A 24,973-nucleotide genomic window follows, 5' to 3' on the forward strand; every position below is an offset into this window, starting at 1 on the left:
GTGATGCTAGCGGAACGATCGTCCTAGGAGAATGGTTCGTAGGATTATTCACGGACAAGTGTGGGACAGAAGTTGTAGCAAATGCGACGTCTGTCGCAATCCGGGCCGAAGGCGGGTGAGCACCTTCAGCCTTCAGCCGCTGTGTTTACGCAGTTACCGTAAGTGCGCGACGACTGGACATCACCAGCGCGAGCATCCCGATGGCCACCAGCAAGGCACCCACGACTTCCAGCATCAGCGGTTGCTGCGCCAGCCAGAACCAATGGAACAAGGTGATGAACAACGTGCTGAGGTAGACGTAGGAAATGACCGTGGACGGTGCAATCACCCCGATCGCCCGGTGCAGCAACCAGAAGGTTGCCAGGGTCGCGAACAGCGCCAGGTAGACCAGCCAGAACAGGTCGTGGGCGGACAACAGGGCGCCGGATCGCCAGCCGCCATTGGCCAGGCTGAACGCGAACAGGAACAGCGAGCCGAAGAGCATGTTCCAGAACGTCATCACCACGGGCCCACGACCCTTGAGACTGTGGGCCTTGAAGCGCTGACTCAACGGTGAATAGAGGGCCATCGCCAGGCAGCCAATCCCGAACACCGACACCGCGTAGAGCGAAGGGACTTCGCCGGGGCCTGTGCCCTTGAGGATCAGCAGCAGCGCACCGGCCGCCGCAATCAGCATCGGCAGCAGACGGCTTTTCGACCGGTTGCCAGGTATCAGGAAGGCCTCGAAGCACAGCGTCATCAACGGCACCAGGGTAAACAGGGTTCCGGTGTTGACCGCCGAGGTGTAGCGCAGCGCTTCAAATAACGAGCCGAAATACACGGCCAGCAACAGCCCGAGCCAGGCATGACTGACAAGGCCTTTGGCGGTGATCGCGGTGCCGCCGTTGAGCAGCAGCATCGGCAGAAATGCCAAAGCCGAAAACAGCAGCCGCAGGCCGGTCAGCAGGATCGGGTCGATGGATTGGCTGACCTCGGCAGCGGCGAAAAACGAGGCGGCAACCAACGCAGCCCAAAGCAACATGCCCGCGTTGGCGGAGGCGAAACTGATCTGTTTCATTGGTGTGCCCCTGATCAATCAATGTGTTTGGCGTAATGCCGTGGGTCAAAGCGCAACACCATCAGAACCATCAACAGCATCACTGCCGTCAGTGACCACCAGGCCCATTCGAAACTGCCCAGTTGATCGCGAATCATCCCGGCGATCAGTGGCGACAAGCCGGCGATCAAATAGCCGATTCCTTGCACGAATGCCGTGAGCCCACCGGCGCGCTGCGGATTGTCCAGGTGATCCAGCGAGACAATCAGGCTCATGGGAAACAAGCCGCCAATACCCAGGCCCAGCAAACACGGCCAGAGCAGGCTCAGGTGTTGCGGGCTGAGGATCAGCCCGCAGAAGCCGGCCATGATCAATCCCAGCAACACCATCAGAACCAGTCGTTTATCGCGGCTACGGTTGGCGATAGCCGGCGTCAGCAAGCCAGAGATCACCTCCATGGCCGTCAAAAAGCCTAGCAGCAGGCCGGCGTTCTGCTCGCTCCAGCCTTTCTCGACGTAGTACGGGGCCAGCCAGGCCAGCACGCAGGTGTAGGCCGCGGTGCCCAAGCCGAAGAAAATCGCCAGCAGCCAGGCGCGCGAATTGCTGAAAAACGCTTCTTTGCGTTGCACGGCGGCAGGCGTCGCCGGGACGGCGTGACGTTGGCCATACCAGAGCAGCAAGGCGAGCAGTGCCAACAGCGCCCAGATCGCCAAGCCCACACGCCAGCTGCCGGTACGCGTCATCACCAAGGGCGCGAACGATGCCGCGATGGCCGCGCCGCCCATGATCGAGGTGACGTAAAGCCCCATGAACAACGAGACGTTGTCGCTGAAGCGGGATTTGATCAGCGCCGGCATCAAGGCCTGGATCAGCGCAATGCCGATGCCGGCGAGGACTGCGCTGAGGATCAGTTCGGCGGCCGAATCGAGGAACAGTCGGGAGACAGTGGCCAAGCCAATGATCAGCAGCGACAGCACCACTGTTCGATGTTCTCCCAGGCGCCGGCTGACGCTCATGCCGAAGAACATCGCCAAGCCCATGGCCATCACCGGCAACATGGTCAGCAGCGACGCCAGGCTGAAACTCAACGCAATATCGCCGCGAATGGCCGACAACAGCGGACCGACGGCGGCCATCGACGGACGCAGGTTCAGGGCGACGAGGATCACGGCGATCATCAGCCAGACAGCGGGGCGGGAGGTGGCGCGAACGTTTTCCATAACCATACCTTGAAGGACAAGGTATGGATTAGGCGGTGCGCGGCGGGCGTCGGCAAATCAGAAAGTCATGTGCAGTATTTAAAAATTAAATACTGCTCGGCTTACCGGAAAAAGTCGCAAGGGAAGGCGCACGGATACTGTTTCCAGCCATAGCGTCGCGGACCAGCTTATGATGCCATCCATAATCCATGTCTATAGTTGAGCCGGCATGCTGTTACGCCATATCCGTTACTTGCTCGCCGTCGCCGAGCATCGCAACTTCACTCGGGCGGCCGAGGCATTGCATGTCTCGCAGCCAACGCTGTCGCAGCAGATCAAGCAACTCGAGGATGTCCTCGGTGCGCCATTGTTCGATCGTTCCGGGCGCACGGTGCGTTTGACCGATGCCGGCGAGGCGTATGTGCGTTATGCGCGGTTGGCCTTGCAAGACCTGGAGGCGGCCAAACGGGCGATGCACGACGTGCAGGACCTGACACGCGGCTCGTTGCGGCTGGCCATGACGCCGACTTTCACCGCCTACCTGATCGGCCCGTTGCTGGCGCGTTTCAACAGCCTGTACCCGGGCCTCACCCTGAGCGTCGAGGAGATGACCCAGGACCAGATCGAGGCCGCGCTGGCCGAAGACCGACTGGACCTCGGCATCGCATTCACCGGCAGTCACCTGGCGGACATCGACAGCCAGACGCTGTTTGCCGAAACCTTGAGCCTGGTCGTCAGTGAGGCGCATCCGGGGTTTGTCCGGCAACAAGCACTCGACGCGCAGACGCTGGGCCAGCAGTCGCTGGTGTTGCTCAGCGGCGACTTTGCAACCCGTCAGCACATTGACCTGTATTGCCGACAGCAAGGCATCGCGCCACGCATCGTCATCGAAGCCAACTCCATCAGCGCGATTGTCGAGATTGTTCGTCGCGGGCACCTAGCGACCATTCTCCCCGAAGCCATTACCCATGCGTTGCCGGGGTTGCGCCCGCTGGCGCTGCAACCAGCGTTGCCACAACGCACGGTGGCCTTGCTCAGTCGCAAGGGCGCTTATCGCAGCGCGGCGAGTGAGGCATTCCGGGTGCTGGTCAGTGTTCAGTGACTGGGGGCGGTCGCCAACCACTGGGCGAGCACCGCATCATAGGCGCCCGTGGCTTTGCTCAGGTGTAGCCACTGATCCACATAGGCTTTCCAGGCCACGTCATCGCGAGGCAGCAAGTAGGCTTTCTCGCTGTACTGCAAGTACTGCTCGGGGTTGACCGCGCACAAACCGGGTTTGAGCTTCTGCTGGTAGCGTGCTTCGGAAGCGTCGGTGATCATCACGTCGGCCTTGTTTTCCAGCAATTGCTCGAAAATCGTCACGTTGTCCGGGAACAGGGTCAGCGTGGCGTTGGGCAGGTGAGTGCGGGCAAACACTTCGTTGGTACCGCCTGCCGGCTCGATCAGCCGCACGGACGACTGGTTGAGCTGTTCGACGGTTTGATAGCGTTGTTTATCTTCGCAACGCACCAGCGGGATTTTTCCGTCGACGCCCAGCGTGTCGCTGAAAGCCGCCTTTTTCTGCCGCTCCAGTGAAACCGAAATGCCGCCCATACCGATATCGCAACGGTCAGCCAGAAAGTCCGTCATCAGGTTCTTCCAGGTGGTGGGGACCCATTGCACATCAACGTTCAGACTTTTCGCCAGGGATTGGGCCATGGCGATATCGATCCCTTCGTATCCGCCCTCTGCGCGCAGGTAGGTGTAAGGCTTGTAATCGCCGGTGGTACAGACCTTCAGATGACCTCGTTCAATCACCTGGTCCAGGTGCGAAGGTGCATTCTGGGCAATTGCCTGGACGCTGAACGTGAGCAAGGAGCAGAGCAGTAAACGAGCTTTCATCGGGTCGTCCTTGAGTGTTGCCAGAGGAGGAGGGGAGGTCGACGTCAGTATTTGTTGGCCGGGTGCGCTGGTGCAAGGGTGAAACCAGCGTGCGGCGCAGCAAAAGCTGCAGGCTAGCCCCGGCATCGTCATTAAACCTTTTTTTCACGCGCAACTTGATAACCTGTCGCCAGTAAGTCGTTTCCTTTATCAAGAGTCGCCAGTTATGTCTGCGCAACCCCCTTCCTCAGTCGAGCACGAATGTGCTCGACGCTACGATCAGGAGCACGCTCGAGTCTGCCTCCAGCGGCATCCCCGTGGGCTGGTGCAGCGGTTTTTGCAGTGGCGTGGCAAGCGACTGGTGCGGCGCGCACTCAAGGTGGCCGGCGAACCGGGGCTGATTCTCGATGTGGCCTGCGGGGCAGGGGGCAACTGGCCGGTGCTGGCCGAGCATACCAACCGGGTGATTCTCGCCACCGACCCGTCCCAGGAAATGCTCGACCATGCCCAGACTCATCATCCGGCCGAGCTGCTCAAACGGGTCAAAACCTTTCAGAGCTCGGCATTCACCATCGGTTTGCCGGAAAATTCCGTGGATTGCATTTTTTGCATGCCGTTGTTTCAGCACATCGAAAACAGTGAAGATCGCCTGGCGATGCTGCGTGAGTTTCACCGGGTCAGTCGCGACGCGCTGATCGTGTCGGTACAGCGAGACGGGTATTTCAAGCTGCGTGCGCGGTTCGGCGAGGATGCACAAGCGCACCAACTGGCGACCAAGGCCGAACTTGAGGCAGAGTTTCGGCAAGCGGGCTTCAAGACGCTCAAGTACCTGGACACCCTGCCTGGCAGCGACCTGCCGCGAGTCTACGTGCTGCATAAAGCCGACTAGTTGTCCTATTCTTCTCGAGCCGCGGGAGTTTCGCTCAAGCGCTTGCTCAGTCAGTGCGCGGAAATCGCCGGGGCCGATATATACTGCGCGCCATTCTTCAAGGGAGAGCCGTGTGGCCATCGATATTCACTGGATTCGCGACAACGATAGCCTCGGTCAGTTTTGCGCCCAATGGCAGCAGTTGCCGTTCGTCGCCCTCGACACCGAATTCATGCGGGTCGACACCTTTTATCCGATCGCCGGCCTGTTGCAGATTGGCGATGGCGAGCGGGCTTTCCTGATTGATCCGTTGACGATCGACAACTGGCAACCGCTGGCCCAATTGCTGGAAAACCCGGCAGTGGTCAAAGTGCTGCACGCCTGCAGCGAAGACCTCGAAGTCCTGTTGCGCTTGACCGGCAGCCTGCCGGCGCCATTGTTCGACACGCAACTGGCGGCTGCCTACCTGAATCTGGGTTTCTCCATGGGCTACTCGCGTCTGGTGTCGGAGGTGCTCGGCATCGACCTGCCCAAAGGTGAGACCCGTTCTGACTGGCTGCAACGTCCGCTCTCGGAAACCCAGATCAGCTACGCCGCCGAAGATGCCGTGCATCTGGCGGAGGTTTTCGTGCATCTGCGGCCGAAGCTGTCGGACGAAAAGTACGCCTGGGTCCTGGAAGATGGCGCCGAACTGGTGGCCAACCTGCGCCGCGAAGTCGACCCTTACGAGGTGTATCGCGAAGCCAAGCTGGCCTGGAAACTTTCCCGCGCGCAACTCGCCGTGCTGCGTGAACTCTGCGCCTGGCGCGAGCACGAGGCCCGTGCCCGCGATCTGCCGCGCAACCGCATCGTGCGCGAGCATTCGTTGTGGCCGCTGGCACGCACCCAGCCGGACAATCTCGGGGCATTGGCGAAAATCGAAGACATGCACCCGCGCACCGTGCGTCAGGACGGTGAGTTCCTGCTGGGCTTGATCAAGCAGGCCGGCAGTGTCCCGCCGGACCAGTGGCCGCCAGCGGTGCCGGAGCCCTTGCCGGTGGAAGCCGCGGCACTGGTCAAGCGGCTGCGGGCGCTCGGTCAGGCCGAAGCTGAACGCTTGAACATTGCCCCGGAACTGATGCTGCGCAAGAAAACCCTCGAAGCCTTGCTCAAGAGCGGCTTCCCCGAGGGCCCTTACCAATTGCCTGATTCGCTGCGTGGCTGGCGCCGCGAATTGATGGGCCAGGCCCTGCTCGACTGCCTGGCCACCGCCGGAGAACAGCCTTGAAACGTATTTGCTCGATCTACCGAAGCCTGAAAAAAAACGAGATGTACCTCTATGTGCTCAAAAGCGATGCACTGGAGCGCGTCCCGGAAAACCTGCTGCTGGCGTTCGGTAAACCGCATCACGCCTTCGACCTGGTGTTGACCCCCGAGCGCAAGCTCTCGCGCGAAGACATCACGGTGGTCCTGGAAAACCTCGACAAGCAGGGCTATCACCTGCAAATGCCGCCGGCTGAAGACGAGTACATCGAACACTTGCCGGAAGAGCTGCTACGACGTAATGATCCGGTTTGACGGATATCTGTAGAGGCTCTGTCCAGAGCCTCTGGAAACAATGGAATTGATAATTTTGGCTAGGGCCGCGAGCGAGGGAGAAACACTCCTTCGGCGGCCTTGTGCACTGTTTTTGAAGGTTTGAACCATGCGCGTTCTGATTGCCGAACACGACCACGCTGTATATGCCCAACTGTTGCGTCAGGCCGCGCCTGAACTGCAGGTACTGACCAGCGGCGACTCCGCTGAACTGGCCAGCATGGCCGCCGACTGCCCGGTATGGCTCGGCCAGCCGGACCTGTTGGCGACGCTGTTGCGTCAAGGTCATGAGCCTCAGTGGCTGCAATCGACCTGGGCCGGTATTACACCGTTGCTCGCCGACGGCTTGCCACGCCACTATCGGCTGACCCGTGCGGTCGGGATTTTCGGTCAGATGATGGCTGAATATGTGCTGACCTACATGCTTGGCCATGAGCGCGAAGTGCTGGCGCGACTGGTCAGCCAGGTCGAGCGCAAGTGGGACAACCGTCTGGGCCAGAGCCTGGCGGGGCGCAAGGTGCTGATCGTCGGTACCGGCGATATCGGTCAGAGCGTGGCGCAGTTCTTGGTGCCTTTTGGCGTCAAGCTGTACGGGATCGCCAGTTCGCCGCGCGAGCAGGCGCCGTTCATTGAGGTCGCGGGGCTGGAGGATCTGGGGCGCCTGGTCGGTGAAGTCGATTACGTGGTCAACCTGCTGCCGAATACGCCGAACACTCACGATCTGTACAACGCCGCGTTGTTCAAGCAGTTCAAGTCGACCGGTTTGTTCATCAACGTCGGGCGTGGCGTGGCGGTGGTCGATGCGGACCTGGTAGAGGCCTTGAAGGAAGGGCATCTGGCAGGGGCGGTGATCGACGTCTGCCGTCAGGAACCGTTGCCGCAGCGCCATCCATTCTGGACCGCCTGGGGCTTGCTGCTGACCGGCCACAGCTCGGCACCTACCTCACCGCCAATGATGGTGCAGTTGTTTGTCGAGAATCTGCGGGCGTTTCAGGCGGGCGAAGCGTTGCGCGGCGAAGTGGATTTCACACGGGGCTACTGATCAACTCCGAACAACTGTGGGAGTGAGCTTGTTGTGGCGAGGGAGCTTGCTCCCGCTCGGCCGCGTAGCGGTCGTAAACCAGCGGATGCGTTCTATCAGATAAAGCGCGGTTGCCAGTCTTGGGGTTGCTTCGCCCGAGCGCGGACCGACCCGCGGGAGCAAGCTCCCTCGCCACAGGTTTTTCAGTGTGGCTTACAGGGTGAAGTCGCCTTCAGCCGCCAGCTCGCTCAGCGGGCGACGCGGGCTTGGGACTTCCCGGGCCTGCAGGTAATCGGCGAGCGTCGCCTTGTCACCCAGCTTGCCAATCGCGACTGCCGCGTGCAGCGCGTAGCCTTCAGGAATATTCAGCTCCTTGCGGGTCAGCTCCTGATCGAAACCGGCCATGCCGTGGGTGTGCCAGCCGCTGATAGAGGCTTGCAGGGCCAAATGGCCCCAGGCGGAGCCGGTGTCGAAGGTGTGCCACAGGGCGGCGGTTTCTTCGGTGGCGCCTGGCGCGGTGAAGGTGGTTTTCGAGATCACGATCACCAGGGCCGAGGCGTGTTGCGCCCAGCTGCGGTTGAACTCGTTCAGCAGACCCAGGTAACGCTCCCAGTTCGGCGTATCGCGGCGCGCGTAGAGAAAACGCCATGGCTGCGAGTTGTAGGCCGACGGTGCCCAGCGAGCCGCTTCGAAAAAGCTCAGCAGGGTCTCTTCAGGGATACTTTCACCGGTGAAGGCGCGCGGCGACCAGCGATCAGTGAACTGTGGGTGAATGGCATATTCGGCAACGCGGGGATTAGCGCTCATGGACGAGTTTCCTGACTACATTTATGAAGGAAAAGTTGAGTAAAAACCGACGCGCGCAGTGGAGCTGGGCAGTGAGGTTTTTCAGACCCGGGGCAATTGCCCTGAATGCAACGCGGTAGAGCGTTTATGGCACCTTGGCATGGGTCGTTGCGACTGGCAAAGCTACTTCGTGGCGGCATAACTGACAAGTTCTGTTCTACCGGCAGTCGCCAGCACTTGGCCCGCAGGGGCGGGGGCACTAGACTGGCGGCCTTTTCACCACCTGATGTTGATGCTTGAGCCATGGCCGCCAAAGTCGAACCTTTCTGGATACGCAAAACCCTCGAACAACTCGATCAAGAGGAGTGGGAGTCGTTGTGCGACGGGTGTGGCCTGTGCTGCCTGCAAAAGCTTGAGGACGAAGAAGACAACAGCGTCTACTACACGCGCATCGCCTGCAAACTGCTGGACCTGAAAACCTGCCAGTGCACCGACTACGCGAACCGTCGCGACTCGGTACCGGACTGTATCCAGCTCACGCCGGGCAAGGCCGATCAGTTCAAGTGGCTGCCGCCGACCTGCGGTTACCGTTTGGTCAGCGAGGGCAAGGACTTGCCGCTTTGGCATCACCTGGTTTGCGGCGATCGGGATGCCGTGCACCACGAGCGCATTTCCCAGTCCGGGCGTATGCTCGCCGAAGGCAGCGTGGCTGAGGATGATTGGGAAGATCATCTGATTTTTCGGGCGGGTTAAGCACCTGTCGTAGTACGAGCAAGTCACGAAGGAGTGTGTATGGCTGTTGGGTTGAAGCTGCCGATGGTTTTGTCGTTGCTGGTGCTGAGTTCACCGGTATGGGCGGCAAAAAAAGTCGATCTCGATTACCACGTACGATTATTGCCGCAAAGCGATCAGGCTGAAGTGCGCTTGACCCTGGCACGTGGCTCGGTGGTGCACAGCCTGGATTTTGATCTGGGCGATGGCAGCCAGTACAGCGACTTCAAGGCCGATGGTCAGTGGCAACTCATGCCGGGCAACGCAGCGCGTGGCGTCTGGCATCCGGGCGCTGACAAGGCCAGCCTGACCTACCGGGTACGCATCAGTCACACCTTCAAGAATTCCAGTTTCGATACCCGTATGACGCCGAATTGGGCGTTGATGCGTGGCGACGACCTGGTTCCGGCGGCGCGCCTGGATCAGCAGGACGGTGTCGAGCTGGTATCGCGTCTCGAGTTCGAATTGCCGGAAGGCTGGAAAAGCGTCGAGACTTCCTGGCCGCGGGTCGGCAAGAACCGCTTTCGCATCGACAACGTTGCTCGACGGCTCGACCGGCCTACGGGCTGGATACTCGCCGGCAACCTGGGCAGTCGTCGCACACGCCTGGGCGAAACCGAAGTCACGGTTGCCTCGCCGCAAGGGCAGGGCATGCACCGGATGGACGTGTTGACGCTGCTGACCTTCGTCTGGCCGCAAGTGCAGGCGCTGTATCCGCGTCATCCCGGCAAGCTGCTGATTGTGGGGGCCGCGGACCCGATGTGGCGCGGCAGCCTGGCCGGGCACGAATCGATTTATCTGCACAGTCATTTGCCGTTGGTCAGCGAAAGCGGCAGCAGCCCGTTGCTCCGTGAGTTGGCCCAGGTATTGGGGCGAATCAAGGACAGTGATCGCAGTGACTGGATCAATGAAGGCTTTGCCGAGTACTACGCGATTGAACTGCTGCGCCGTGCCGGCGGCATGAGCGATGATCGTTATCAGGTGCTGGAAGATAAAATGACTAAGGCCAGCCATCATGTCAGCACCCTGCGCGGCGATCAGCTCAGCACGGCACAGCTCGCCAAAGCGGTGTTGCTGTTGCAGGAACTGGACCGCGAAATTCGCCTGAAAACCCGTAACAAGCGTTCGTTGGACGACATGTTGCGCGGCGCCATGGACCTCGGGCGGGTGAGTACCAAAGAGTTTGTGGTGTTGGCCGAGAGCATTATCGGTGAGCCGTCGAAAGTGCTGGACACCGAGTTGCTCAGATAACTTGAGTCAAGCGCAATTGTGGCGAGGGAGCTTGCTCCCGCTGGAGCGCGAAGCGGTCCTGAATGCGGTAAACGCGGTTTACAGATAAACCGTGTAAGTCGAATTTACGACTGCTATGCCCGAGCGCGGACCGGCCGGCGGGAGCAAGCTCCCTCGCCACAGGGTTTTGCAGTGTTTCTCAAACCCCGGCCTTGGGCGATTTCAGCGAATCATTACCCGTCACCGTCGCGGTACGGGTTGCCGCATCGGCATCGGCATCGGCTTTACGGGTTTTGAGCTCTGCGCCGGCCCGTTCGATTTTCGAACGGGCGTTGTTCAGGTCCTGACGACTTTTTTCGAAGAAACTTTTTGCCGAACTGTGACCGGTGATACCGCGGGCCAGGGCTACACCGCCGAGCGCCACCTCGATCAACCCGAACACGCCACCACGGCGCAGGCCTTTGCCGACCATCACTACACCGCCGGCCGTGCTCACGATGCGTTCCCAGCCCTGGACGTTTTGCGTTGGCTGCGTCTGGAACGGCGTGGGTTCTACGCGTTTGATGTCGCTCATGATCTGTCTCCTCAGGGGCAATGGCTATACAGCTGACTGTGCAGTCGGCCGCCTTGCTCCATGCCGCGCTCAGCGTATCAGCGAAATTTTGGACCGGAACGGGTGTTATTGCCCTTGGCCATACGGTCGTAAAGCACCACGTTGACGGTGGCGGCCAGGTTCATGCAGCCGGTGGTCGGGATGTAGACCACGTCTTCGCACCACTCGCGAATCTCTTTATCGAGTGAACCGTCTTCCGGCCCGAAGATGTACAGCGCACGGTCCGGGTGGGTGTACTCGGGCAACGAACGGGCGCCATCGACCAGCTCGACCGCCACCGGGACGCAGCCCAGCGGGAGGATTTTCTTCAGGTCGTCGATGCCGATCAGCGGAATGTCGTGGTGGATTTTCTTGGTGTCGGTGACAAAGTCACGGGCGCGTTCATAACGCTTGCCGGTGTAGAACACCGACGCCACGCCGTAACAGCCGGCGGCGCGCATCACCGAACCGACGTTCTCCGGTGATTTGGGGTTATACAAACCGATGCAGCTGTACCGTTTGTTTGCCACGAGCGGGGTGCCCTTCGAGAAAAACCGCGATTATACGGGGATTGGGTGGGAACGGTCAGTTTCGAGATTGGCGGTGCGTGGGCAATGGCTCTCGCGAGTTTGCTCGCGATAGGGCCGGTGCATACAGCGTCAATCTCGACTGTCGGTCAGCTGCCGTTGCTCCAACCGCCACCCAACGCCACGACCAATCCAACGCTCGCCTGCAACTGCCGGGTCTGCAGATCCTGCAAACGTCGTTGTGCCTGCAGGGCAGAGGTTTGTGCGGTCACTACGTCCAGATAGTTCACGGCTCCGGCTTCATAGCTGTTCATGGCCAACGTCTGAGTCGTTTGCGCGGCATGTACGGCTGCCTGCTCATCCTCCGCCTCACGCTGCAGGTCACGCATTTGCGCGAGGTTGTCTTCGACTTCGCGTACCGCTCGCAACACCTGACTGCGGTAATGGGCGGCCGCTTCTTCAAATTCGGCCTTGGCCTGACGCTCGTTGGCATCCAGGCGACCGCCGTCGAAAATCGGCAGATTGACCAACGGCCCAAGCGCCCAATAGCGGTTGCTGGCAGCCAGCAGATTGCCGCTGCCGGCGGTTTGCCCTCCGAGCAGCCCCGTCAGGCTGAAGTCCGGGTACCAGGCCGCTCGGGCGACACCAATGCTGGCGTTGGCGGCAAAGACTCTTCGCTCGGCTGCTGCGACATCCGGGCGCCGTTGCAACAAGGTGCTCGGAAGCGCGCCGGGTATCGATGGCAGATTCAAGGCCTGGCTGTTTGCGTCCAGATGGAAATCACTGGCCGGTTGGCCAACCAGCTCACCGATCGCATGTTCGGTCAGATTGCGTTGCGCGCGGACATCGTCCAGCTGCGCCTTGGCCTCGGCCAGTTGGCTCTGGGCTCGGGTCAGATCGAGTTCCGAGGCGATTTCTCCCTGATAGCGGTCACGGGTCAGTTGCAATGCCTGGCCGTAATCGTCGAGAGAACTGGCGAGGATCTTGTTCTGGGCATCGAGGCCATTGAGCTGGACATACAGCGTTGCCAGTTGACGTTGCAGGCTCAAACGAGCGGCGGCGAGGTCGTCGGCAGAGGCTTGGGCCTGGGCATCGCCTGCGGCCACCTGGTTGCGAATCCGCCCCCACAGGTCGAGATCGAAGCTCAGTGCAAAGCCTGCGGTATCGCTGTTGTACACCGACGGTTGGCTGGCCCCGCGTAATGGTCGGTTGTCCGACTGGCGCTGGCGCAGCGGCTGCGCGCTGGCGGTGACCTGTGGGAACAGCCCGGCATGCAGTTGGCCGGCATAAGCCTGCGCCGCATCAAAGTGCGCGAGGGCTGCCGCCAGGTCCGGGTTGGCCTTGAGCAGCTGCTGTTGCAGGTTGTCCAGACGCGGGTCCTGGTACAACTGCCACCATTGCGAAGACAGCTGTTCGGCGGGTTTGGCCATGTGCCAGGGACCGTCGCTGGTCTGTTCGCGGTATTGCGCGGGCAAGTCGATCGGCGGCGCCTTATAGGTCGGCGCCAGTGAACAGCCCTGCAGGGCCAGCGCCATGGCCAGCACTGCGGCGAGAGGCTTAAGCCTTGGGCGCATGAGAACCCCCAGCGTCGGCCAGTTGTACGGAATCGCCTTCACGCAACGCATCCGGCGGGTTGTCGACGACGCGGTCGGCAGGCTTCAAGCCCTGGTCGATGACCAGGCGCTCGCCCAGGTCCAGGCCGATATGAATCTCGCGCAGGTGCACATGGTTGTCCGGGTCGAGCACTGCCACTTGAGTGCCTTGGGCGCGGAAGATCAGCGAGCTGGCGGGAATGCTCACGCCATGGGTGTCGGCCGGAATCTGCAGAGTGGCTTCGGCATAATCGCCGGGCAGCAACGCCCCGTCCGGATTGTCGGCGACAAACTGTGCAAGCAAGGTCCCGGAGCGGCGGTCGACGGCGGTGGAGTCACCGATCAGCCTGGCGCTGAAGTGCTGGCCGGGGTGTTCCGGCACAATCAATTCGGCTTGCATGCCGGGACGGATCACGCTGGCGTAGTTCTGCGGCACCGGCACATACAGGCGCAGTTGATGAGTGTCAGCGATGTCGAACAGCTCCGGATCGCTGTCGCTGTCAGCCTTGATCAACTGGCCGATGTCGGTGTTGCGGGCGGTGATGGTCCCGGCGAACGGAGCGCGAATGGTTTTGTAGTCTTCCAGCGCCGAGAGCCGGGCGTAATCGGCGGCGGCTGCCTGGGCGTTGGCCTTGGCCGCTGCGGCGTTGGAGCGTTTTTCGTCGGCTTCCTGACGCGACACCGAATGCGTCGCCAGCAGGTTTTGCCAGCGGGTCGCGGTGGTTTCGGCGAGGCGTGCGTTGGCCTGCTCCTGGATCAGCCGCGCGTGGGTCTGCGCGACCTGCTGATCGAGGTCCGGGCTGTCGATCTCTCCGAGGATCTGCCCGGCTTTGACCGGAGTGCCAATGTCGGTTTTCCAGTCCTTGAGGTAGCCGCTGACCCGGGCATGAATCGGTGCCTTGCTCCAGGCTTCCAGATGCGCCGGCAGACGCAGGCTGTCGCCATGCACGTTCTGTTGCGGCTGGAACACGCTGACCAAGGGTATGGCCGCAGTTTCGGTCCAGGCGGCAACGGCTTTTTCATGGCGGGTGCGGGCAGCCAGGCCGTTGGCGACCAGCAGCGCGGCCAGAGTCAGGCCTCCGATACCCGCCAGCATCAGGCGTTTGCGCGAAGGTTTTTGATCAGGCGACATGAGAGCTTTCTCCAGCAAAGTTTTCTTCAGCAATAGCGCGAGATTGACGTCCGTGGACCAGGCTGAACACCACCGGAACGAACAGTAGAGTGGCAGTGGTCGCGAGGATCAGGCCGCCGATGACGGCGCGGCCCAGTGGCGCGTTCTGTTCTTCGGACAGGGCCAGCGGCAGCATGCCGATGATCATCGCCAGGGCCGTCATGCACACCGGGCGAAAGCGCGTGTAGCCGCCTTCCAGCGCCGCCTTGAGGGCATCGCCGTGTTCCGCCAGGCGTTCGCGACAGAAGCTGACGACCAGAATCGAGTTAGCGGTAGCCACCCCCATGCAAAGGATTGCCCCGGTCAGTGCCGGCACCGATAACGAGGTGCCACTGAGAAAGAGCATCCAGACAATCCCGGCGAGCGCCGCGGGCAGGGCGGTGATGATCACGAACGGATCGACCCAGGACTGAAAGTTGACCACGATCAGCAGATAAATCAGCACCACCGCACCCAGCAAGCCGAAGCTCAGCCCACTGAAGGCTTCATGCAGCGCGTCGATCTGCCCGTGCAGGCTGATCACCGAACCCTTGGGTCGCAAGGAGGCGGTGTCATCCAAAACTTTCTGGATGTCCTTGGCCACACCACCGAGGTCACGGCCCTGCACGTTGGCGTACAGATCCAGGGTCGGCATGACGTTGTAGTGGCTGACGACCGCCTCGCTCTGCACCCGGGAAATGCTCGCCAGGCCGCCGAGGATCTGCGAGCGACCGTCACTGCCGGTGACCGGCAAGGCTTCCAGCGATGGCAGGCTGTCCAGGCGATATTGCGGGGTGGCCGCGACCACTCCATACGACACGCCGTTGGCCGGGTTTAGCCAGAAGGTCGGCGCAACCTGGGAGCTGCCGGCCAGCGAGGCGACCATGCTGTTGGTCACGTCACGTTCGGTGATGCCCAGGCCATTGGCCCGCAGTCGGTCGACCTTGACTTGCAGTGACGGATAACCGGTGGACTGCTGGATTCGCAGGTCGGCAATACCGGCCACATGTTGCAGGCGTCGCTCCAGTTCCACCGCATAGGCCCGGTTGGCATCGCTATTGGGGCCGGAGATTTTCACGTCCAGCGGCGCCGGTGCGCCGAAGTTGAGGATCTGGCTGCTGATGTCCGCCGGCAGAAAAGCGAAATGGCTGCCGGGGAAGCTTTCGGGCAAGGCCTCGCGCAGCCGCTTCACGTAGTCGGCGGTGGGGCTGTGTTCCGTTTTGAGGGTCACTTGAATGTCACCGTCCTGGGGACCGATGGTGCCGCTGTTGCTGTAGGCCATGTCGATGCCGCTCAGCGGGATACCGATATTGTCGACGATCGTGTCCAGTTGCTCGGCCGGAATGATCTCGCGAATGCGTGCTTCGATCCGGTCGAAGGCCGCAGCGCTTTCCTCGATCCGCGTGCCCAGCGGCAAGCGCACATGCAAGGACAGCGCACCGGCGTCGGTGGCCGGGAAAAAGTCCTGGCCCAGGCTCGGTAGCAGCGCAAAGGAAGCCAGGACACAGGCCAGAAACCCCAGCAGGAATCGCTTGCGGTATTCCAGAGCCAGTTCCAGCAGTCCGTAGTAGGTGTCCCGCAGGTTGGAAAATCGCTGTTCGAACCCCTGCTGGAAATTCAGCAGCGCTTGCAGCAACGGATGCCGAGGCGTGTGGTGATGTTCGCCCTCATGATGATTGATGAATTCATCTTCCGGGTGATGCCCCGGACCTTGCTCGGGCACGTGGGGTTTGAGCAGGAACATCGCCAGGGTCGGCACCAGCGTCCGCGAGAGGATGAACGAACTGGCCATGGCGAAGATCACCGCCAGGGCCATCGGCCGGAACAGGTATCCGGCGATGCCCTGCAACAGGAACATCGGCACGAACACGATGCAGATACACAGCAGCGACACGAAGGCCGGACCGACAATCTGTTTCGCACCGTCGAGGATCGCGGTCTTCACCGCCTTGCCTTGTTCCAGATGCCAGTTGATGTTCTCGATGGTCACCGTGGCATCGTCCACCAGAATCCCCACCGCCAACGCCAGCCCTCCAAGGGTCATGACGTTCAGGGTCTGGCCACTGGCGGCCAGCAGGGCGATGGCCGACAGTACCGCCAGCGGAATCGAGGCAGCGATGATCAGGGTCGAACGCCAACTGCCGAGAAACAGCAGAATCATCGCGCTGGTCAGCAAGGCGGCGATGATGCCTTCCCGGGCTACGCTGCCCACCGACTGTTTGACGAACACCGAAGCGTCGCCCAGCAACGAGGTCTTGAGCGATGGCGGCAGGGTTTCATTGATGCGCGGCAGCATCTGGCGAATGCCGTCGATGATCGACAGGGTGGAGATGTTGCCGTTCTTCAAGGCTGGCATCAGCACGGCGCGTCGGCCGTCGACTCGCACGATATTGGTCTGTGGCGGTGAGCCGTCACGCACGTGGGCCACCTGGCCGATGGTGATCAGCGCGCCGTCGACCGTCTTGATCGGCAGGTCGTTGAGTTCGTCGATGGCTTGCGGGCTGTTGTTCAGCAGCACTGTGTATTCGTTGGGGCCGAGCTTGGCGGTGCCCACCGGGATGATCTGGTTTTGAGCCGCCAACGCGTTACCCACGTCCTGGGCCGAGAGCCCCTTGGCGGCCAACGCCTGAGGGTCGAGGTCGAGGGTGATCTGGCGCTGTTTGCCGCCCATCGGGGTGGGGATCGCCAAGCCCGGGACCGAAGTCAGTGGCAGGCGGATACTGTTCTGCACCAGGTCACGAATTTTCGCTTCCGACAGGGTCGGACTGGAGAACGCCATCTGCAGGATTGGCACCGTGGAGGCGCTGTAGTTCAGGACCAGCGGCGGGGTAATCCCCGGGGGCATCTGTTTCAGGACTGTCTGTGACACCGCCGTAACCTGGGCATTGGCGGTACGAATATCGACGCCTGGCTGGAAGAAAATCTTGACGATGCCCATGCCCGGCAGCGATTGCGACTCGATATGTTCGATGTCGTTGACCGTGGTGCTCAGGGAGCGCTCATAGGTATAGATCACCCGTCCGGCCATATCCTGCGGGGCCAGTCCGTTGTATTGCCAGACCACTGCAATCACCGGAATGCCGATGTCAGGGAAGACATCGGTCGGTGTGCGCAGCGCCGCCATGGGCCCGATGATGCAGATGAAAATTGCCAGCACGATAAACGTGTAGGGCTTTAGCAGTGCAGTCTTTACCAGCCCGAGCATGCCGTAAACCTCCGAGGAGTTGAGTTGCAATCCTCGGCAGTCTTGCGGTTGCAAACTAACAATTTGCCTTCATCGGGATGAAGAAATTTTTACCGATTTCCTGAAAATCCTTTCACCTGGATTCATTTGTCTGCACCTGCCTGTCTCGTCACTCTGATGCTCAAGCCGATGGGCTGCTTTCAACCCTGACGACGACATCGGCTGTCATTTGCGAGGTTTTTTTCAATGACATTCAAACCCCTGTTACTGATTCCAGGTCTTGGCCTGGCCTGCCTGTTGTCTGCCTGTGCGGGGCCGGTCCCCAAGTCCGATCCGAGCGATGCCTGGATTGCTCTGCAACAACCCTCGAGCAGCAGTTTGCTGGCGGATCGGGTTGATGGCCGGCGAGTCGACGATGGTCGCTATTTCGAGGTCAAGCCTGGCGCTCATCGTCTGCAGATGACGCTGCTGACCGGGGCAGATGGCAACTCGGTTGAGCCCACTTGCATGGGGCATCTTCAATACAGCGGCTTTCAGGCAGGTGAGCATTACCAGATAAATACGTCGAGCGAGGGGCAGTCCGCCAGCGCCCGCCTGGTCGATTCCCACGGCAAGCAAGTCGCGCAAAGCGACCGCTTCAAGTGTTTGTAGGCCGGCTTTTCAACGATTGCTGATTGACCTTCAGGCATGCCGGGGTCTGTGTTTTTTACATGAGAGAGAGTCATTCGATGACACTTAAACAACTGCTGCTGATTCCTGGCCTGAGCGTGGCCTGTCTGTTGTCCGCCTGTGCCGGTCCGATGCCAAAACCTGATCCGGGCATGGCCTGGATCGGGCTTCGGGATGAGGCGCCCAATGACATGCTGGCAGAACGGGTGGATGGCAAACGTATCGATGACGGACGCTTTTTCGAAGTGACCCCCGGTGCTCATGATCTGGCCGTGACGCTGTTCGAGATCCCGAGTGGTGACTCGAACCAGCAGGACTGCCAAGGCGAGGTCCGTTACAACCAATTCAAGGCGGGCGAACACTACACACTGGTGGAGTCGAGCCTGGGGCAGGAAGTCAGTGCACGTCTGGAGGACTCCCACGGTCAGCAAGTCGCGCAGACTGGCGACTTTAGATGCATGCCGGGGTAAACCCTTCCAGGGGGCCGTCGTGCGCTACTGAAACTGGACAGGTCGGCACACTAAGGCTTTGCCCGAACCGGATCTAACCGGAATGACAATCCAGAATCAGCCGCGCGCCTCCATGCTCACGGGTTCCGACCTCCAGTCTGAACCCGTGCAGATCGATGATCGCTGCAACAATCGATAGCCCCAGTCCGAAGCCGTTCTGCTGGTGAGTGCTGTCGCAGCGATAGAACCGCTGAAATACCGCTTCTCGTTCAGCGGGAGGAATTCCCGGGCCGGAGTCCAACACTTCGATCCGTGTGCTGCCGTCATGACTGACGGCCTTGAGGATGACCTCACCGCCGTGCGGTGTGAACTTGATCGCATTGCTCAGCAGGTTGGCCAGCGCTTCGAACAGCAATGCCCGGTCGCCGTCCAGGGATGGCAGCGATTGCGGTAGCTGCAACAGCAGGGTGAGTTGGCGCTCCTCGGCAAGCGGCGAATAGAAGTCATGAACCTCCTTCAACAACGTCATTGGATCGAACTGGATGAACGCGGAGCGACGCTGATGATCTTCCAGTTCAGAGATGCGCAGCAGGCCGCGAAAGCGCGCCATCAACGTATCGGCTTCGGCAATGACCTTGTTCATTTGCAAGGCCTGCGGCGAACCCTCACTGGCCTGTTGTTGAATACGGTAGAGCTGTGTCCGTATATGGGTGAGGGGGGTGCGCAAGTCATGCGCAATGTTGTCGCAAGTACCTTTGACTTCATTCAGCAACCGCTCGATGCGTTCCAGCATGGCATTGGCGATAGCCGCGAGCATATCCAGTTCGTCGCGTCGATCCGACAGCGGCAGGCGCTGGGTCAGTTTGCCGGCGACAATGGATTGCGCACTGGCCTGAATCGCTCGAATCCGCTGCAGTGGGCGGCGGCGCAACAGTTGCCAGGCAGCGATGCCGGGAATGATGGTCAGGGAAATACCCCAGAGCAGCGCATGCCAAATGATCAGGGTGACTGCGAGCAATGAACCGTTATCCCGAACCAGAACCAGCCAGCGGTCATTCTGGATGTGGGTTGCGATGGCATAACAACTGGACTGCGGCAGCGCCGGATCGTCGGAATCTACGCAACTGTTCAATTCGTGAATATGACCGTCCAGCGGCAGTTGTGCAGGGATTTTCCGGATCGCTCCGTTCAGCGGTTTTTTTTGCCTGTCGAATACCCCAAAGGCATCCACGTTCGGCATATCGAACTGCATGCTGGTGGTCAGCGCTTCGATCAGTTGATCGCCTTGAAAACGCGAGAGCAGGTGTTGGCGCTGCATCAACGAGTGTTTGGCCAGACGGTTCATGTAGCCGGAAACTTCGTAATAGAGTCCGCCCATCAGGACACCGCTCCAGATCACGAACAACGTACTGTAGAGCGCCAGCAAGCGACTGGTCGAAGAGCTCCAGCCTTTAGAGGGGGTCAGCAATGACATAGCCCGAGCCTCGCATCGTCCGGATCAAGGGCGTCAGGCCGGGAGGATCGATCTTCTTGCGCAGGCGCCCGATATGCACGTCGATCAGGTTGGTTCCCGGGTCGAAGTGATAACCCCATACTTCTTCGAAAATCATCATCCGCGAGAGAACTTGTCCCGGGTTGCGCATCATGAATTCGAGCAGTTTGTACTCGGTAGGCAACAGACTCAGCGGCTGACCGGCACGATTGGCTTCGTGGCTGATCAGATTGAGTTCCAGGTCGGCGACTTTGAGGGTGGTTTCGAACTTTCCGACCGGGCTTTTACGCCGTAGCAGCACTTCGACACGCGCTGCCATCTCATCGGTGGCGAACGGCTTGGACAGGTAATCGTCGCCACCTGCGCGCAAGCCGCGTACGCGTTCGTCAATATCGGAGAGGGCACTGATCATCAGAATCGGCGTCACCACGCCGATGGCACGCAGCGTGGTGACAATGGCCAGGCCATCAAGCTCGGGGAGCATGCGGTCGAGCGTGATCAGGTCGTAATTGCCACTGACGGCACTCACCAGGCCTTCACGGCCATTGTCCACCCAATCCACTTCAAATCCGTGGCTTTGCAACTCGGTTGCAATTTCCCTGGCCGTCACGGCATCGTCTTCTATCGTCAAAATACGGGACATTTCGGTTACCTAATGAAAAGATCATTACCGGGTGTCCAATTTTGCCAATAAAAGTTGCCAGACTTTCTGATGAAAGTTTCATGTTGAATACAAGCAGCTTGCGGTAGGTACCGAATTTGAAAAATTCCGATGACGTTCGGGACTTTGCACGTCAGTCGTCTTTTTTCATCAACCCGGCCAATGCGGCGAACGGGTTATGCGTTGCCTTGGCGATTTTCGGCGTGCTCAGCGAGCCGTCGCCGAAGTACTGCTGGTCGGTGTAGCGCGAGTGTTCGTTGTCGTGGCAGTACAGGCACAGCAGCTCCCAGTTGGAGCCGTCCTGCGGGTTATTGTCGTGGTTGTGGTCGCGGTGGTGCACGGTCAGCTCGCTCAGGCGCTTGCCGGAGAACTCGCGGGCACAGCGTCCGCAGACGTGCGGGTACATCTTCAGGGCCTTGTCGCGGTAGCCCATTTCACGGTCGCGCTGGGCGTCGGCGAGGATGCGGTCCAGTTTGGCCGTGTTGGAGGGGGGCGTTGACGAACTCATGGGTTCACCTTTGTAAAAAAGACTAATGAGGTTATGAGGCAAGTTTAGCTCAGCCCTTGAGCTTCTCGGCAATCCAGATCGTGTGTCGGGTGCCTTTGTTGCCGTGGGCGAAGACTTGCACTTCTTCGGACTTGAAGCCGGCTTTTTTCAATTTGTCGGAAAATTGCCGGTCAGCGCTGGCCGACCACACCGCGAGCACGCCTTTGGGGCGCAGGGCCTTGGCGCAGGCGCTCAGGCCGCCGGCCGAGTACAGCCAGCTGTTGGCTTTCTGGGTCAGGCCTTCGGGGCCGTTATCGACGTCGAGCATGATCGCGTCGAAACCTTGCGGCTCGGCCTGCAGGACCTTGGCCACGTCATCCATGCGGATCACCGTGCGCGGGTCGAGCAGCGGTCGCCCGGACTTTTCGCCCAGCGGCCCGTGGTTCCACTCGACCACCCCTGGTACCAGTTCGGCGACCACCACTTCAGCGGTCTTGCCCAGGTGCTTGAGCGCCGAAGCGAGGGTGAACCCCATGCCGAGGCCACCAATCAGCACCCGTGAATTCGGCCGGCCGGCGACCTTGCGGCAAGGAATCTCGGCCAAGGCGTCTTCGGAACCGTGCATGCGGGTGTTCATCAATTGTCCGCCGTCACCGCCCTGGATCTTGATGACGAAATCTTCGCCATACTCGAACAGGCACAGGGCACCGCCGTTTTCGGGGATCGGGGTGGTGTCGAGCAGAACGAAACGTTTCATGGGGCTCTCTTTAAAGGAGGGAAACTGGCATCAAGGAGGAGAAACCGGCATTGAGAAGGGCAATCTTGCGCGGTTGGGAGTAGCCTTAAGGTCACAAGCAAGGGCAACGGAGCCATTGATGAAGTGCACCATTCTAACGGTCATTGTGTTGGCCGCGCTCTCGATAAGTGCAGCGCAGGCGCAAGAGTTGCAAACGGTCCCTGTTGCACCGTCAGCGGCCCCCGGTTCACCCGGCACCGCAACCCCTACGCCATACCCGCAGATTACCCCGACCACTGTACCCAAGGTCGGCAGCAGTAGCGGCGGTGAACCGTTGTTGCCACCGATCGAAATGCCCAACCCGCCCAAGGACCAGACCTTGCCGGGGCTTGAGCAGATTCAGCAAAAAAACAAATCTCCCGGCGGTTAAATCTGTTGCGAGAGCAATTGGCCGTCGGCCATGCGCAGGCGTTTGGACAGCGACACGGCAATGGCACGGATGATCTTCGCGGCGATTTTCGGTGCGTCGTTGAGCATCTTTTCCAGCGAGTCCTTGCCCAGGTTGAGCAGTTGGCAATTGCTCGCCGCCACGCAACTGGCCGAGCGCCGTTCGCCATCGAGGACGGCCATTTCGCCGAATGCCCGGCCGCTGCGCAGCGTTGCGATCGTCACCGGCTTGCCGTCGCTATTGGTTTTCTGCACCGCCACCTGACCCGAGTGAATGATGCACATGAAGCTGCCGGCATCACCTTCGTGGAAGATCTCCTGGCCCTCGGCGATGGTGCTGATGCTGAAGTAGCCGGCAGCCGCCGTGAAATCGGCCAGTTGCAGTTGATCGAACAGGCCGCAGTCCATCAGCCAGTCGCGAATTTCTTTGTTCAACAGGGTCGGTTCTGACATGTCATCACGGTCTTTTTGTGTGTCTGTTGCCGGTTCGGGCTTTTTGGGTAATTGCCAATCCCTTGTGGGAGCGAGCCTGCTCCCACATTTAAGACTCATACGCCTTGCAGAGTTCCTCAGGCGATTCCCAATACCTTGAAAACAAATGCGTATTCGAGGGCTACGTCACGTAATCCCTGATAACGCCCGCTCATCCCGCCATGACCGGCACCCAGTTCGGTCTTGAGCAGCAACAGATTATTGTCGGATTTGGTCGCTCGCAACTTGGCCACCCACTTGGCCGCTTCCCAATACTGCACGCGGCTGTCGTTGTAGCCGGCGATCACCAGGGTTGCCGGATAGGCATGAGCACCGACGTTTTCGTACGGCGCGTATGCCTTGATCCGATCATAAACTGCCAGCTCTTCAGGATTGCCCCATTCGTCGTATTCGGTGACGGTCAGCGGCAAGTCCGGATCGAGCATGGTGTTGAGCACGTCGACGAACGGCACCTCGGCAATCGCCGCCGCAAACAGTTCCGGGCGCTGGTTGAGCACCGCGCCGATCAGCAATCCGCCGGCACTGCCGCCGCTGATGGCCAGTTGTTTTGAGGTAGTGAAGCCGTTGGCGATCAGGTGTTCGGCGCAGGCGATGAAGTCGTTGAAGGTGTTCTGCTTGTGTTCCTGCTTGCCAGCGCGATACCAGGCTTCGCCCAGCTCACCGCCGCCGCGCACATGGGCGATGGCGAAGGCCATGCCGCGATCGAGCAGGCTCAGGCGCGCGTGGGAGAACCACGGGTCGAGGCTTTCGCCGTAGGCGCCGTAGCCGTAAAGGTAAAGCGGCGTCGGCTTGCCGAGCATTTCACGTTTGACCACCAGGCTGATCGGCACCTGTGTGCCATCGGGCGCGGTCGCCCACAGGCGCTGACTGACGTAGGCATCGGCGTCGAAAGGGCCGAGCACCTGGGTTTCCTTGAGGACTTTCTGTTCGCCGCTGGCGAGGGTGAGCTGGCGAATCTGCGCCGGGCGATTCAATGCCTCATAACGCAGACGGATCTTGTCGCTGGCAAACTCCAGGCTGTTTTGCACATGCAGGCTGTAGGCCGCGTCTGGCAGTTGCACGCGGTAAGCAGGCAGGCCTTGTGGGTGAACTTCGATGATCGGCAAGCCGCCTTCACGCAGGCTCAGGGTCATGGCCGAGGCATTCAGGCTCATGCCGTCAAGCATCACCGTGTCGCTGTGAGGGATCAGGTTTTGCCAGTCGCTTTCGGTTGGCGCAACCCCGGTGTCGGCAGCCTGATACAGCGCAAAGTTGATGCCGTCGCGGTTGCTGCGAATCAGCCAGGTCCATTGATCGTCGAGCTTGCCGTGGTCGACGTCGTACTCGTGATCTTCAACCCGTGGTGCCAGGCAGGTGAAGGCCTGCTGTGGCTGCGACGCATCGAGCACCCAGACTTCGCTGGTGGTTTTGCTGCCCAGCGACAGCAGCAACTGGCGTTCGGAGCTTGAACGGTAGCAGTGCAGGAAAAACCGTCCGTCCGCTTCATGGAATACTTCTTCAGCGGCGGTACCGTCGAGACGATAGCGAAACAGCTTGTGTGGGCGATGGGTGTCATCCAGTTCGCCGAAAAACAGCGTCAGGCTGTCGTTGGCCCAAGTCATGCTGCCGTCGCAATTGTCGAATGCCAGTTCGCTGACCTTGCCGTTGGACAGCTCCTTGACGAACAGCGTGTAAATCTCTTCACCGCTGGTATCGAGGCTGTAGGCCAGGCGCTGGTGGTCCGGGCTGATGCTGAAGGCGCCCAGCGAGAAAAAACCGCCATTGGCCAGCACATTGGGGTCGAGCAGTAGCTGTTCCTGACTTTCGTCGACCAGCAGGCTGTCGTCAGCCGGGCGCGGGCAGCGGTAATGCCGGGCATATTCGTCACCGGCGACGGTGCGGGTGTAATACAGGTAAGGCCCCCACGGGGACGGCAGCGACAGGTCGGTTTCGAGAATCCGGCTTTTTATTTCGTTGAACAGGGTTTCTCGCAGCTCGGCCTGGTCGGCCAGTTGTGCTTCCTGATAGCTGTTTTCAGCCTTGAGGTAGTCGAGCACCTGTGCGCTGTCGCGCTCCTGCAGCCAGGCGTATGGGTCATCGCCGTCGGCCTTGTGGGCAATCGGGGCGCTGCAAACGTGGGCGGATAGGGGCATGAAGGACTCTCGGGCGT

The 24,973-nt window shown here is 60.4% G+C and carries 25 protein-coding genes; 10 read left to right on the forward strand and 15 right to left on the reverse strand.

Annotated elements, in window-relative coordinates; all coding sequences use genetic code 11:
* Positions 1-145 precede the first annotated feature (145 nt).
* On the reverse strand, positions 146-1,057 hold the full coding sequence (locus tag AABM55_RS07705) for a DMT family transporter (RefSeq protein WP_347929243.1): 912 nt from the start codon (positions 1,055-1,057) through the stop codon (positions 146-148).
* A gap of 14 nt (positions 1,058-1,071) precedes the next feature.
* The gene (locus AABM55_RS07710) at positions 1,072-2,256 is read right to left on the reverse strand and encodes a cyanate transporter (protein WP_347929244.1); all 1,185 of its coding nucleotides are present in this window, start codon (positions 2,254-2,256) and stop codon (positions 1,072-1,074) included.
* Positions 2,257-2,464: 208 nt separating this feature from the next.
* On the opposite strand from AABM55_RS07710, the gene cynR reads away from it, so the two are divergent.
* Complete coding sequence (gene cynR / locus AABM55_RS07715; protein ID WP_347929245.1) at positions 2,465-3,337, forward strand: transcriptional regulator CynR; 873 nt, start codon at positions 2,465-2,467, stop codon at positions 3,335-3,337.
* Here cynR and AABM55_RS07720 read toward each other — a convergent pair.
* A complete protein-coding gene (locus AABM55_RS07720) occupies positions 3,331-4,116 on the reverse strand; it encodes a transporter substrate-binding domain-containing protein (protein ID WP_347929246.1) in 786 nt (261 codons plus the stop codon). The genes cynR and AABM55_RS07720 overlap by 7 nt on opposite strands.
* A 205-nt stretch (positions 4,117-4,321) precedes the next feature.
* On the opposite strand from AABM55_RS07720, the gene AABM55_RS07725 reads away from it, so the two are divergent.
* The 4 genes from AABM55_RS07725 (at position 4,322) to AABM55_RS07740 (ending at position 7,580) form a co-directional block, all read left to right on the forward strand.
* Positions 4,322-4,984 (forward strand): class I SAM-dependent methyltransferase, encoded by a 663-nt coding sequence (locus AABM55_RS07725; protein ID WP_054596146.1) that lies wholly within the window; start codon positions 4,322-4,324, stop codon positions 4,982-4,984.
* Between the two features lie 112 nt (positions 4,985-5,096).
* Positions 5,097-6,230, forward strand: coding sequence for a ribonuclease D (gene rnd / locus AABM55_RS07730; protein ID WP_054596147.1), 1,134 nt, complete (start codon positions 5,097-5,099; stop codon positions 6,228-6,230).
* Positions 6,227-6,520, forward strand: a complete 294-nt coding sequence (locus AABM55_RS07735) for a YcgL domain-containing protein (protein WP_019692499.1) — start codon at positions 6,227-6,229, stop codon at positions 6,518-6,520. The genes rnd and AABM55_RS07735 overlap by 4 nt, the downstream gene beginning before the upstream one ends.
* 127 nt (positions 6,521-6,647) lie before the next feature.
* Positions 6,648-7,580 carry a D-2-hydroxyacid dehydrogenase gene (locus AABM55_RS07740; protein WP_103316216.1) on the forward strand — a complete coding sequence of 311 codons (933 nt, stop codon included), beginning with the start codon at positions 6,648-6,650 and terminating at the stop codon, positions 7,578-7,580.
* Positions 7,581-7,772: 192 nt separating this feature from the next.
* Here the strand turns inward: AABM55_RS07740 and AABM55_RS07745 are convergent, their stop codons facing one another.
* Entirely contained in the window at positions 7,773-8,366 is a 594-nt protein-coding gene (locus AABM55_RS07745) for a nitroreductase family protein (RefSeq protein WP_019692497.1), read from the reverse strand.
* A gap of 282 nt (positions 8,367-8,648) precedes the next feature.
* Between AABM55_RS07745 and AABM55_RS07750 the strand changes: the two genes are divergently transcribed.
* Both AABM55_RS07750 and AABM55_RS07755 read left to right on the forward strand, forming a co-directional pair.
* Positions 8,649-9,098 carry a YcgN family cysteine cluster protein gene (locus AABM55_RS07750; RefSeq protein WP_054596149.1) on the forward strand — a complete coding sequence of 150 codons (450 nt, stop codon included), beginning with the start codon at positions 8,649-8,651 and terminating at the stop codon, positions 9,096-9,098.
* A gap of 39 nt (positions 9,099-9,137) precedes the next feature.
* The gene (locus tag AABM55_RS07755; RefSeq protein ID WP_347929247.1) at positions 9,138-10,367 is read left to right on the forward strand and encodes a hypothetical protein; all 1,230 of its coding nucleotides are present in this window, start codon (positions 9,138-9,140) and stop codon (positions 10,365-10,367) included.
* A gap of 178 nt (positions 10,368-10,545) precedes the next feature.
* Here the strand turns inward: AABM55_RS07755 and AABM55_RS07760 are convergent, their stop codons facing one another.
* The 5 genes from AABM55_RS07760 to AABM55_RS07780 form a co-directional block, all read right to left on the reverse strand.
* On the reverse strand, positions 10,546-10,920 hold the full coding sequence (locus AABM55_RS07760; RefSeq protein ID WP_347929248.1) for a DUF2892 domain-containing protein: 375 nt from the start codon (positions 10,918-10,920) through the stop codon (positions 10,546-10,548).
* 77 nt (positions 10,921-10,997) lie between these two features.
* On the reverse strand, positions 10,998-11,468 hold the full coding sequence (locus tag AABM55_RS07765; RefSeq protein WP_019692493.1) for an RNA methyltransferase: 471 nt from the start codon (positions 11,466-11,468) through the stop codon (positions 10,998-11,000).
* A gap of 146 nt (positions 11,469-11,614) precedes the next feature.
* Positions 11,615-13,039 carry an efflux transporter outer membrane subunit gene (locus AABM55_RS07770; protein ID WP_347930004.1) on the reverse strand — a complete coding sequence of 475 codons (1,425 nt, stop codon included), beginning with the start codon at positions 13,037-13,039 and terminating at the stop codon, positions 11,615-11,617.
* Positions 13,023-14,189: an efflux RND transporter periplasmic adaptor subunit gene (locus tag AABM55_RS07775; RefSeq protein ID WP_347929249.1), complete on the reverse strand. Its 1,167-nt coding sequence runs from the start codon at positions 14,187-14,189 to the stop codon at positions 13,023-13,025. The genes AABM55_RS07770 and AABM55_RS07775 overlap by 17 nt, the downstream gene beginning before the upstream one ends.
* The gene (locus AABM55_RS07780; RefSeq protein WP_347929250.1) at positions 14,179-17,412 is read right to left on the reverse strand and encodes an efflux RND transporter permease subunit; all 3,234 of its coding nucleotides are present in this window, start codon (positions 17,410-17,412) and stop codon (positions 14,179-14,181) included. Before AABM55_RS07780 ends, AABM55_RS07775 begins: the two co-directional genes overlap by 11 nt.
* A 225-nt stretch (positions 17,413-17,637) precedes the next feature.
* On the opposite strand from AABM55_RS07780, the gene AABM55_RS07785 reads away from it, so the two are divergent.
* A complete protein-coding gene (locus AABM55_RS07785) occupies positions 17,638-18,042 on the forward strand; it encodes a hypothetical protein (RefSeq protein ID WP_103316221.1) in 405 nt (134 codons plus the stop codon).
* A 77-nt stretch (positions 18,043-18,119) separates the two neighbouring features.
* Positions 18,120-18,530 (forward strand): hypothetical protein, encoded by a 411-nt coding sequence (locus AABM55_RS07790; RefSeq protein ID WP_054596156.1) that lies wholly within the window; start codon positions 18,120-18,122, stop codon positions 18,528-18,530.
* A 73-nt stretch (positions 18,531-18,603) separates the two neighbouring features.
* On the opposite strand, the gene AABM55_RS07795 is transcribed toward AABM55_RS07790, so the two are convergent.
* The 4 genes from AABM55_RS07795 to AABM55_RS07810 all read right to left on the reverse strand — a co-directional run bounded on the left by AABM55_RS07795 (position 18,604) and on the right by AABM55_RS07810 (position 21,906).
* Complete coding sequence (locus AABM55_RS07795) at positions 18,604-19,983, reverse strand: HAMP domain-containing sensor histidine kinase (RefSeq protein ID WP_347929251.1); 1,380 nt, start codon at positions 19,981-19,983, stop codon at positions 18,604-18,606.
* Positions 19,961-20,644 (reverse strand): response regulator transcription factor, encoded by a 684-nt coding sequence (locus AABM55_RS07800; protein ID WP_103316223.1) that lies wholly within the window; start codon positions 20,642-20,644, stop codon positions 19,961-19,963. Before AABM55_RS07800 ends, AABM55_RS07795 begins: the two co-directional genes overlap by 23 nt.
* A gap of 151 nt (positions 20,645-20,795) precedes the next feature.
* Complete coding sequence (locus tag AABM55_RS07805) at positions 20,796-21,170, reverse strand: YajD family HNH nuclease (RefSeq protein ID WP_054596159.1); 375 nt, start codon at positions 21,168-21,170, stop codon at positions 20,796-20,798.
* A 49-nt stretch (positions 21,171-21,219) separates the two neighbouring features.
* On the reverse strand, positions 21,220-21,906 hold the full coding sequence (locus AABM55_RS07810; protein WP_103316224.1) for a spermidine synthase: 687 nt from the start codon (positions 21,904-21,906) through the stop codon (positions 21,220-21,222).
* Between the two features lie 118 nt (positions 21,907-22,024).
* On the opposite strand from AABM55_RS07810, the gene AABM55_RS07815 reads away from it, so the two are divergent.
* The gene (locus AABM55_RS07815; RefSeq protein WP_054598262.1) at positions 22,025-22,315 is read left to right on the forward strand and encodes a hypothetical protein; all 291 of its coding nucleotides are present in this window, start codon (positions 22,025-22,027) and stop codon (positions 22,313-22,315) included.
* On the opposite strand, the gene AABM55_RS07820 is transcribed toward AABM55_RS07815, so the two are convergent.
* Together AABM55_RS07820 and AABM55_RS07825 are read right to left on the reverse strand one after the other, a co-directional pair.
* Positions 22,312-22,785 carry a cyclic nucleotide-binding domain-containing protein gene (locus AABM55_RS07820; protein ID WP_054598263.1) on the reverse strand — a complete coding sequence of 158 codons (474 nt, stop codon included), beginning with the start codon at positions 22,783-22,785 and terminating at the stop codon, positions 22,312-22,314. The genes AABM55_RS07815 and AABM55_RS07820 overlap by 4 nt on opposite strands.
* Positions 22,786-22,901: 116 nt before the next feature.
* Positions 22,902-24,956: a S9 family peptidase gene (locus tag AABM55_RS07825; protein ID WP_347929252.1), complete on the reverse strand. Its 2,055-nt coding sequence runs from the start codon at positions 24,954-24,956 to the stop codon at positions 22,902-22,904.
* Positions 24,957-24,973: the final 17 nt, after the last annotated feature.

It is taken from the genome of Pseudomonas helvetica (assembly GCF_039908645.1).
In the GTDB taxonomy this organism is placed as follows: domain Bacteria; phylum Pseudomonadota; class Gammaproteobacteria; order Pseudomonadales; family Pseudomonadaceae; genus Aquipseudomonas; species Aquipseudomonas helvetica.

Coding starts and splice junctions, on each gene's coding strand:
- AABM55_RS07705 (WP_347929243.1), bottom strand. CDS start 1,057: ATGAAACAGATCAGTTTCGCCTCCGCCAACGCGGGCATGTTGCTTTGG.
- AABM55_RS07710 (WP_347929244.1), bottom strand. CDS start 2,256: ATGGAAAACGTTCGCGCCACCTCCCGCCCCGCTGTCTGGCTGATGATC.
- cynR (WP_347929245.1), top strand. CDS start 2,465: ATGCTGTTACGCCATATCCGTTACTTGCTCGCCGTCGCCGAGCATCGC.
- AABM55_RS07720 (WP_347929246.1), bottom strand. CDS start 4,116: ATGAAAGCTCGTTTACTGCTCTGCTCCTTGCTCACGTTCAGCGTCCAG.
- AABM55_RS07725 (WP_054596146.1), top strand. CDS start 4,322: ATGTCTGCGCAACCCCCTTCCTCAGTCGAGCACGAATGTGCTCGACGC.
- AABM55_RS07740 (WP_103316216.1), top strand. CDS start 6,648: ATGCGCGTTCTGATTGCCGAACACGACCACGCTGTATATGCCCAACTG.
- AABM55_RS07745 (WP_019692497.1), bottom strand. CDS start 8,366: ATGAGCGCTAATCCCCGCGTTGCCGAATATGCCATTCACCCACAGTTC.
- AABM55_RS07750 (WP_054596149.1), top strand. CDS start 8,649: ATGGCCGCCAAAGTCGAACCTTTCTGGATACGCAAAACCCTCGAACAA.
- AABM55_RS07755 (WP_347929247.1), top strand. CDS start 9,138: ATGGCTGTTGGGTTGAAGCTGCCGATGGTTTTGTCGTTGCTGGTGCTG.
- AABM55_RS07760 (WP_347929248.1), bottom strand. CDS start 10,920: ATGAGCGACATCAAACGCGTAGAACCCACGCCGTTCCAGACGCAGCCA.
- AABM55_RS07770 (WP_347930004.1), bottom strand. CDS start 13,039: ATGCGCCCAAGGCTTAAGCCTCTCGCCGCAGTGCTGGCCATGGCGCTG.
- AABM55_RS07775 (WP_347929249.1), bottom strand. CDS start 14,189: ATGTCGCCTGATCAAAAACCTTCGCGCAAACGCCTGATGCTGGCGGGT.
- AABM55_RS07780 (WP_347929250.1), bottom strand. CDS start 17,412: ATGCTCGGGCTGGTAAAGACTGCACTGCTAAAGCCCTACACGTTTATC.
- AABM55_RS07785 (WP_103316221.1), top strand. CDS start 17,638: ATGACATTCAAACCCCTGTTACTGATTCCAGGTCTTGGCCTGGCCTGC.
- AABM55_RS07790 (WP_054596156.1), top strand. CDS start 18,120: ATGACACTTAAACAACTGCTGCTGATTCCTGGCCTGAGCGTGGCCTGT.
- AABM55_RS07795 (WP_347929251.1), bottom strand. CDS start 19,983: ATGTCATTGCTGACCCCCTCTAAAGGCTGGAGCTCTTCGACCAGTCGC.
- AABM55_RS07800 (WP_103316223.1), bottom strand. CDS start 20,644: ATGTCCCGTATTTTGACGATAGAAGACGATGCCGTGACGGCCAGGGAA.
- AABM55_RS07805 (WP_054596159.1), bottom strand. CDS start 21,170: ATGAGTTCGTCAACGCCCCCCTCCAACACGGCCAAACTGGACCGCATC.
- AABM55_RS07810 (WP_103316224.1), bottom strand. CDS start 21,906: ATGAAACGTTTCGTTCTGCTCGACACCACCCCGATCCCCGAAAACGGC.
- AABM55_RS07815 (WP_054598262.1), top strand. CDS start 22,025: ATGAAGTGCACCATTCTAACGGTCATTGTGTTGGCCGCGCTCTCGATA.
- AABM55_RS07820 (WP_054598263.1), bottom strand. CDS start 22,785: ATGTCAGAACCGACCCTGTTGAACAAAGAAATTCGCGACTGGCTGATG.
- AABM55_RS07825 (WP_347929252.1), bottom strand. CDS start 24,956: ATGCCCCTATCCGCCCACGTTTGCAGCGCCCCGATTGCCCACAAGGCC.